Source organism: Actinospineispora acaciae DSM 45401, from assembly GCF_000620785.1.
GTDB classification, from domain to species: Bacteria; Actinomycetota; Actinomycetes; order Mycobacteriales; family Pseudonocardiaceae; genus Pseudonocardia; species Pseudonocardia acaciae.
Window position 1 is genome coordinate 1 of the sequence record NZ_JIAI01000046.1, and the last position, 8,855, is coordinate 8,855.

Below are 8,855 nucleotides of genomic sequence, written 5' to 3' on the forward strand. Positions count from 1 at the left end.
CCGGGCGGACCTTCCGTGCGCGGGCCTAGCGGCTTCGTGGCGCTTATCGGCTCGCCCTCACCTGGCAAGGCGCCGGCGCCTGGCGGCGGTGGGGGCGGTGGGCCGTCACGGCCACCGAAGAACTTCGTCGCCAGCTTCCCCCCGAGCTTCTTGGAGCCCGCGCCCAGCCCGAACATCGCGCCGCTGATCGCCAGGTTCGTCACGGCGTCGAACTTCTCCGCGCCGCTCATGCCGCCCCAGTTGGCGACCGTGAGTCCGAACTGCGTGGCGAACTGAGTGCCGAAGGCGCCGGTGCCCACCCAGTCCACCGCGGTGCCCATCGTGTTCAGACTCTTTGCGGCAGCCGCGCCCCGGCCTATGGGCGCGGCGAACTTCGTCAGTCCTATGGCGCCCAGCCGCAGTCCACCGCCGATCCCCATCGCCCCGCCGCCGACGATGCTCAACACGTCCATGAACACAGTCGGGTTGCTCAGGCTGGTGTCCTGGCCGTGGGCGGCGCGGCTGTTGATGTCGTGAACGCCCTCGTAGGCGAAGTAGGCCCCGGACGCGACCGTGAGGGTGGTCCCGACGGCGCCGACGAACGCCGGCACCTCGACGGCCAGGGCCGCGCCGCCGGTGGCGATCCCGGTGGCGACCATGCCCACCACGGCGGCGCCGAACGCGACCCAGCCCAAGACCTTCTTGTGGGTCGGGGTGTGGTGCGCGGAGACGTCCTCGTAGTCGACGACCTCGCCGTTGTGCCCGCCCATGTTCTTGGGCAGCAGCAGGCGGGCGTCCTCGGGCAGCTCGTTGTTCTCGCGGTAGTCCTTCTCGCTGGAGAAGTGTGCGCCGGAGACATCGATGTACTGGTAGGACCCGTCCTTCTGCTTGACCCGGAACATCGTCCACGGCGTCCACTCGCCGCTCTTCGGGTCCTTCAGGTATGTGCGGAGAATGTCGACGTTCTTGCCGTTGCTGCCGTTGGCGTAGACACCGCCCATCATTTCTTTGGCCTTGTCGTACCGGTCATGACCGTTCTCGTCCTTGGTCATGTCCGCGGCCGCGGCGCCCTGCTCCACCCAGTCGGCGTGGTGCCAGGACATGTACTGCTTCCAGCTCTTGACGTCGAACTGAGCGGCCAAGGTGGCGAACTGGTCGGGATGCTTCTTGGCCAAGTCGCGCGGGTACTTGGTCTGATCGGACTTGTCGGCCAGCAGGCCGGGCTCGTTGGCCGCCGCCCTCAGCGCGTTCACGCCGTCCGGGGAGCCTCGGTACGCCGGTTCCCACCCCTTCAGCTTCCCGTCGGTGATCTGGTGCGACTTCGGGTCCAGCCCGAACGCAGCGTCCAGACGCTTCTGGTTGTTCTTGTCCTCGGGATGGGCCTTGAACTTGGCCAGCGCGTCGGCCCGCTTCTGCTTGCCCGCCAGGCCCGCCGCGTCGGCCAGCTGCCTGTCGCCGTCCAGGAGCGCGTAGTGGGTGTTGGTGAACGACTTGAAGGTCTGCTGGTCGATCGCCTTCGCCGCGAGCTTCTCCTCGTTGCTCATCCCCCTGCCGCCGGTGATCGCCCTGTTGGTGGCGTTGGCGTTCGGCTTCAGGTAGATGTTCTCGGCCTGGTGCAGGTACTTCTGGTAAACGGCCGCGTCGGCCTGCGCCTTCTGTGCGGCGGACAGGTTGTTCGCGCCGGTCTTCGGATCGTGGTTCTTCGGGTCCCAGTACTTGGCGTAGACGCCCTTCTCCAGCTCGACCCAGGACTGGCGGACGTCGGCCGGCGGTTCCTTCACCTTCTTCTTCGGGCCGTCATGTCCCGGTTCGTCCCCGCTGGGGGCGACGCCGCTGGGGGAGGGGGACGGCTCGGCCGGGGTCGGCTTCCCGGACGGCTTCGGTTTCGACGTGGGGGTGGAGCCCGGCGTGGGCGGCGGGTCCTGCGCGCGCGGGTTGGGTTCCCGCCCTCCTGAGTGCGGAGGAGGCGCCGGGTGCTGGGGGTCTGCGCCGGACTTCTCGGCGCGGTCGCGCTCCTTCTGGATTGCCGCGGCCTGCTTCTTGGCGGCGGCGTCGATCGCCTGGACCCCGGAGACGGTGGACCAGGCATCGGCCTGGTCGGCCGGGCGCGAACCCCGGTTGCCGGTGCCGAAGCCGTTGTCGAAGATCAGTTTCTCGTTGGCGGTCTTGTGTACCCCGGTGGGCGCGTTGGGCACGCTGCCGCCGAAGTTGGAACCGCGCCGCTCCCCGTTCGAGGCGAACACCCAGCCGCCGGGCACCGGGTTCTTCTTCTGAGGAGCCTTCGGCGCCGAGGCCAGTGCGGCCTTGTCATTGATCTTGCTGGTGTAGACGACGGGCTTGTCGGTCTTCTTGTCGATGACCGGTTTGCCGTTCTTGCCGGTCACGGTCTGGCGGTCGGTGAACTTCTCCTGCGCCAGGACCGACCCGTCCTTGTACGTGGTGTAGGTGCCGGTGCCCTTGACGACGTCGGTGGCCTTCTTGCCGTCGGGCATCGTGGTGTTCCAGGTCCGGTCCAGCGGCTCCGTCTTGGTGCCCTTGACGTGGCTCTTCGGGACGTCCTTGCCGTGCAGGGCCTTCCAGGCGTCCGAGCCGGGGGGCGCGTTGGACCTGCCCGGCACCAGGTTCGCCGAGCCGACGGTCGTGTACTTGTGGAACTCGTTGCTGCCGGTGGGCTTGAGGCAGTGGCCGCTGCAGTAGTCCTGGCCCTTCTTCCCGCCGGTGCTGTCGCCGGCCGGGCCGGGCACGGCGTTGGAGACGACCGTGCATCCGCCGTTGCCGCTGCCGCCGCACGGGACCCGGTGGGTGGCCTCGTAGTAGCCGGTGCCGCCGTCGATCTTCTTGTGGTCGACCGCGGTGGCCGAGTAGTGCGCCGTGCAGTTGGCCGCGCCGGAGCAGGAGGCGGAGGCGCCGGCGGCGTTGCCCTTGGCGAACGCGCTGGCGGCCACCGCCACCCCGCCGGAGCCCATGCCGCCGCCGCCCGAGCCGTGCGCGTACGCCTCGGCGTGTGACCCCGTCTTCTTGTCCTTCGCCGAGGCGGAGGCGGTGGCGGAGTAGGAGTGGTGGCAGGTGGTGCCGGCCGAGCCCTGGCAGGCCGAGGACGCCGAGGCGCCGCCGCCCCCGCCCTGCGCCTGAGCCATGGTCATCACGTGCCCGCTGCCGGTCTTCCCGCCGCCGTGACCATCCGCGCTGGCCTGGGCGCCGGGCGCGGAGGCGCCGCTGCGCGCGGAGTAGTGGTAGGAGCAGCCGGCGTTCGCGCTGCCCTGACACCCGGCCGCGGCCACCGCGGAGTTGCTGGTGGCCTTCGCGGACGCGGTAGTTCCGCACCAGCCGCCACCATTCCCGCCGCTGGTGCCGCAGCGGGCGTTCGCGGCGGCGTGGTTGCCACCGTTGTCGGACCCGCCGGCGGAGCTGGCCGAGAACCGGTAGGAGCACTTCCCGCCCTCGCTCGAGCAGCTGGCACCGGTCACGGCGCTGGTCTCGGTGGCGCCGGCACGAACCTGCCCGGAGCAGGCCTTTGCGGTGCAGCGAGAGGCGCTGTTGGCCTTGCTGGCCGAGCTCACGCCGCCCGCGCCGTGAGCGGCGGCACTGCCTGTCAGGCGGGTGGCGCATCCGGTGCCGAGGCATTGCGCGCTGGCCTGGGTGAGGGAGCCGGCGAGCATGCCGACGGTGCCCGCGACGCACCCGTTGGCGTTGCTGTTGGCGCAGGTGGCGCGCGAGTTCGCGTGCGCGGTGTCGGTCTTGGCGCCGCTGGTGGAGGTGGCGCTGGCCGGGCACCCCTTCCCGCCGGCCTGACAGCTGACCTGGATGGCGGCGGATGCCGACCCGGACTGGCCGGTCTTTGCATCGGCCATGGACAACACCGAGGAGCTGGTGATCCCGGCCTGGCAGTCGGCCTTGCCGGTGCAGGCCGCTTTGCCGTGCGCGTTGGACCGCGTCTTCCCGCCGGTGCCGGTCGGCTTGGAGCCGGGTGGCTTGGTGCTGTTGGGCTTGCTCACGATGGCCTTGCCGGCGGCGTCGCCGGTCACCTTGCCGGTGCAGCCGGCGGACGGGCAGTCCAGCGAGGCCGAGGTGCGCAGCGTGCCGCTGCGGCCGGGCAGGTCCTTCGCGTTCTTCTTGGTGCTGGCCGGCTGGCCGCTGGTGGCGCCGGTGCTGACGGTGGAGGTGGCCGCGACCCCACAGCCGTCACCGCCGTGCGAGGAGCAGGTGGCGCGGGTGCCCGAGCTGCCCGAGGCGGCGTCGTCGGCGAGGGCGGCCTTGCCGGTGGTGGTGGCCTTGCAGCGGGGGCCGGCGCATTGGGCGGTCGCGGTGGACTCGGACCAGGTGACCGGGATGTCCTTGGCGCGGAGCGGCTTCTTCGCGGCCTTGGTGGCGGCGGCGGCGCTCTTGGTTGCCTCGGCGGCGGTCTTGGCGGCCTTGGTGGCGGCCTTGCGCTGCTTGGCGGTGGCGCCGGGGGCCGCGGCGGCCTGCTTGGCCTTCTTCGCGGCCTGTTTGGCTTGCTTGGCCTGCTGGGCGACCTGTTTTGCCTGGTCTTTGTTCTGTGCTTTGAAGATGTCGGCGACGACCTGGCCGGTGCCGGCGGTGGTGCCGGTGGTGGCCTGGCAGGCGCTGGCGGTGGTGTCGCATCGTGCGGTGGTGGTTCCGGTGGCTTTGCTGTGGGTGGCCGGTGGGCCCTTGTTGCCGGTGCCGCTGGTGTTGTGTTTGTCGGCGGCCAGGCCGGTGGCGGAGCTGTGGGGGGTGCCCTTGCAGCGGCCGGTGGTGCCGTCGCAGTTGAGGTTGGCCCAGGCGGAGGTCCAGGAGGAGGCGCCGGGGACGGTGGGGCCGCCGGAGCTGGCGGCGGAGCCGGGGGCGGTGGCGGGCTGGTCGGGGCGCTGGCCGCCCTGGCCGGGCTGGTCGGGGTTCTGCTGGGAGGCGGTGGCGTTCTTGCCGTTCTTGGTGCCCTTGGCGTTCTTGGCGTTCTTGCCGGTGGGGTTGCCCTGGTCGCCGGTGTCCTGGCCGTTGTCGCCGGTGGGGGTGTTGGTGGTGGTGGCGTTGCTGGTGGGCTGGTCGGCGACCATCGGGGCGATGCTGTTGGCGTCGGGGCTGGAGGAGGCGGCGCCGTTGATCACGGCGGTGCAGGTGCCGCCGGTGCCGGAGCAGTAGCCCTCGGCGCGGTTGCCTCGGGCGGCGTCGGAGACGGTCGGGTTGGTGGCGGTGACCTCGCCGGAGAGGCGGCCGCCGCCGGTGCCGGTGAGCTTGCCGCCGATGGTGGAGGCGGCCGAGGGGCCCGAGCCGAAGCGGTTGGCGTTGGGCTTGTCGCTGTAGGCGGCGGCCGCGCCGGGGCCGGTGGTGGCGTTGGACAGGGTCTGGACCTGGCAGGACTGCGCGCCGGCTGCGCACTTCACGGTGCCTTGGGAGGTGCGGGGCTTGCCGTTGTTGACCGCTCCGTCGAAGGCGGCGGAGGCGGTGTGGGCGGTGCCGGAGCACTTCTTGGACTGGCAGTCGACGCTCGCGGCGGCGCGGGAGGTGGCGGTCGGGCCGGAGCCGGGCTGGCCCTTGAGCGGCTTGCCGGTCTTGGGGTCGATCCGGACGTGGTCGGTGGTGGTGGAGGCGTCCGAGCTGGCCTGGCCCTGGCAGCCGCCGCCCCGGACGGTGCAGTCGGCGTCGGTGGAGGCGCCGCGCCAGTGTTTGGACACCGCGAGGTCGCGGGCGGAGGTCTCGGTGCGGGCCTTGCCGCCGCAGGTCTTGGAGTCCTCGCAGCGGACCTGGGAGTCGGCGTGGGACACGCTCACCACGCCGGCCGGGATCTTCTTGCCGCCCGGGCCGGTCTGGGCGGCGCGGTAGGAGACCTCGCTGTCCGCGGCCGAGCCGCAGGTGCCGCCGATGCCGTGGACCTCGCAGCGGGTGGCGCCCTTGCTGTCCTTGGCCTTGATGTCGCCGGACGCGCCGGCGGTGGTGGCGCCCTTCTCGCTGCCCTTGCAGTCGGGCGAGTCGCAGGTGACGGTGCCGGTGGTCCGGCTGCTCGCGGTCAGGCCCCTGGCCCACTGCGGCACCGACTCGGCCTTGGCCTTCTTGGCGGCCTTCTTGTCCTTCGCCGTCTTCGCTTCCTTGGCGGGCTTGGTGGCGGTGTTCGCCGCGGCCAGCTCGATGTCGGCGGTGTTGTTGGCGACGGTGGAGGAGGAGTCGGTGGAGCAGCCGCCGGTGGTGGCGCCGACGGTGCAGTCGTGGTGCGCGCCGGTGGTGCGGGTGGCGGTCTTGCCGTTCACACCGGCGGTGATCTGGGCCTTGGTGGCGGTGGCGCCGGTGCCCTTGCAGCCCTTCGTCTGGCAGGCGACGTTGACGTAGGACAGCGTTTCGTTGTCGTCACCGGGGCCGGTGGCTGTGGTGCACTGCCCGCCGTTGACCCGGCAGTTCGCGGTGCCGGACAGGGCGCGGCGGTCGGTGGTGGTGTTCTTGCCCTTCTTGTCGGTCTTGGCGTGACGTTCGGACGAGTCGTTGTCGCATCTGCCGTTGCGGGTCTGGCAGTAGGTGTGCGGGCCGGTCTGGTCGGCCGTCGCGGCCAGGTCGCAGTCCTTGGCGCCGCACTTGGCCTTGGCGGTGGTCTTGCCGGCCCGGCTGGTGGTGGCGCAGCCCTTGGTCGGGTCGCAGGTCGCCGAGGCGGTGCGGTTGCCGATCTTCGCCGAGCTGGAGCAGCCGGAGATGCCGAGCATGCACAGGCTCTGGTCCTCTTTGAGCTTGCCGGTCTTGGGGTCGATCGCGGCGGTGGAGCACTCGCCGAACGCCCCGGACCTGGTGCAGGCCGCCCCCGCGCCGTTGCGGCCGGGGTCGGCGTCGAGGGAGTTGTGGCCGGTGGCGTCGTAGAGCTGCGCGGTCTGGGCCTCGACGGCGTCGGCCTGCTTGTTGTAGGCGGCGGTGTGCTTCTTGTAGGTGGCCTTGGACAGCTTCCCGGCGGCGAGCTGCTTGCGCTCGGCGTCCAGCTTGGTCTTCGCCGCGGCCAGCTTGCGCTGGTCACCGATGGTGTCGTTGATCAACGTCTGGTCGTCGGTGGACAGCAGGCCCATCGACTGGTTGGCCTTGGTCGTCAGCGCCTTCTGGGCGGCGACCTTCTTGTTGTAGGCGGCCTTGGTGATCTTCTTGGCCGCTAGCTGGTCCTTGGCCGCCTCCAGGCTCTTCTGGCCCTTGAGGACCGCGAGGCGGTTGTTCAACGCCCGGTTGACATCGGTCGCCGAGCCGTCGTCGTTCCACCAGGTCCGGTCCGGGCTGACGGTGTTGCCGGTGGTGGCGGGCTGGCGGGTCTGGAGGTTGCCGCCGGCCAGCGCGCACTCGGCCTCGCTCTGGCACGCCGTGCCGGCGAACTGGCCGTCCTGGCCACCCAGCGACCAGCCCTCGTCCTGGCCACCGCCCGCGCCGCCGGTCTGACCGCCGCCGCCCGTGCCGCCGCCGGCGCCGCCCGTGCCGCCGCCGGTGCCGCCGGGCTGGCCGCCCTGCTGGCCGATGCCGAGCAGGTCGAGCAGGTTGGTCACGAAGTTGCTGGTCAGCTGCTGGATCGAGCTGGCCAGGCTGTTGTCCTGGTTGCTCGTGCCCGTGCCGGTCGAACCCTGGCCGGTGCCGGCCTGCCCGCCCTGCTGGCCACCCTGCTGGCCGATGCCGAGCACGCCGAGCAGGTTGGTCACGAAGTTGCCGGTCAGCTCCTGGATCGAGCCGGCCAGGTCGTTCTGACGGTCCGTGCCCCGGCCCGTTCCGGTGCCGGACGTGGACGCGGACTGGGGCGTGGGCGTGCGGTCCTTCTTCGAGGTCTTGCCGGTGTTGCCGGTGTTGCCGAGCACGTGGTCGAGGAGCGCGGAGGCCTTCTTCGTCCACTTCGCGTAGGCGTGGGGGCGCCCGGAGTTCTGCACGGCCTGGGCGGCGTCGTTGATCGACTTCTTCTGCCAGCCGGAGACCTTCTTGAGGTGCTTGAAGAACTCGGTGGCCGCGTGGGTCGGGTTCAGGACCTGCGCTTTGCTGCCCCAGCCCTGGGAGGGGCGCTGCTGGAACAGCCCGAGGGAGTCACGGTCGCCGTGGTGGACGTTGCGTAGCCCGGACTCCTGGAACGCGGCGGCGAGGGCCACCTGCAGGCCCCGCTTCGGGATGCCCATCTTCTGGCCGACCTTGACGATCTTCTCGGCGTTGGCGGCCTGGGCCTTGCTGATGCCCTTGGGGAGCGGAGCCTTCTTCGCGGCCGGCTGGGCGGCCGGCTTGTCGGTCGGCTTGGTCTTGGCGGACTTGGTCTTGGCGGCGGTGGGGGTCGAGGTCTGCTCGGCCGGTGGGCCGCGAGCCTGAGGGGCGCCGGCGCGCTGCCTGGTCGGCTGGCCCTGGGACGGGCACACCCCGATGGCCTGGCAGGTGATCGGCCCCGAACCCGCATCCGGCGGGGTCGACGGCGAGCCGCCGTCGTGGCCCGAGCCGACCGGTGTGGAGGTGTTGGTGCCGTTCATCCCTCGGCCTCGGGAGTCCAGCCCCTTGCCGCCGGCGGCGATTGCCTGGGAGACCTCGTCGGCCAGCCCGGACAGCGCCTGGCGGGTCTGGGAGCCGGCCTTCTTGCCGGCCACCGTGCCCACGATCCCGGACACCAGGTCGACGACCCCGCCGACCAGTTGGTCGACGTTCTCGTGACCGCGCCCGCCGGAACCCTGGGCGGCGTTGCCGGGCCGAGGCCTGTTCACGCCCGGCCGCTCGGGCTGCTGGCCCTCGTCCTGGCTCACGCCCTGGCCGGACCGGCCGGACTGGCCGTTGCCCGAGCCCTTGCCCGAGCCACCGGACACGCCCAGCTGCTTGAGCAGGTCCTGGACGAAGTTGCCGGTCAGTTCGGTGAGCTGCTCGCCGAGGCTGCCGCCGTCGCTCTGGCCGGTGCCGGCCTGCTG

1 protein-coding gene is annotated in these 8,855 nt (G+C 71.6%); it reads right to left on the reverse strand.

The genetic code is table 11. The features are described 5' to 3' along the window. Positions 1-8,855 (reverse strand): DUF4781 domain-containing protein (locus N912_RS59495; protein ID WP_037070404.1); only part of this gene is annotated, 8,855 nt, incomplete at both ends.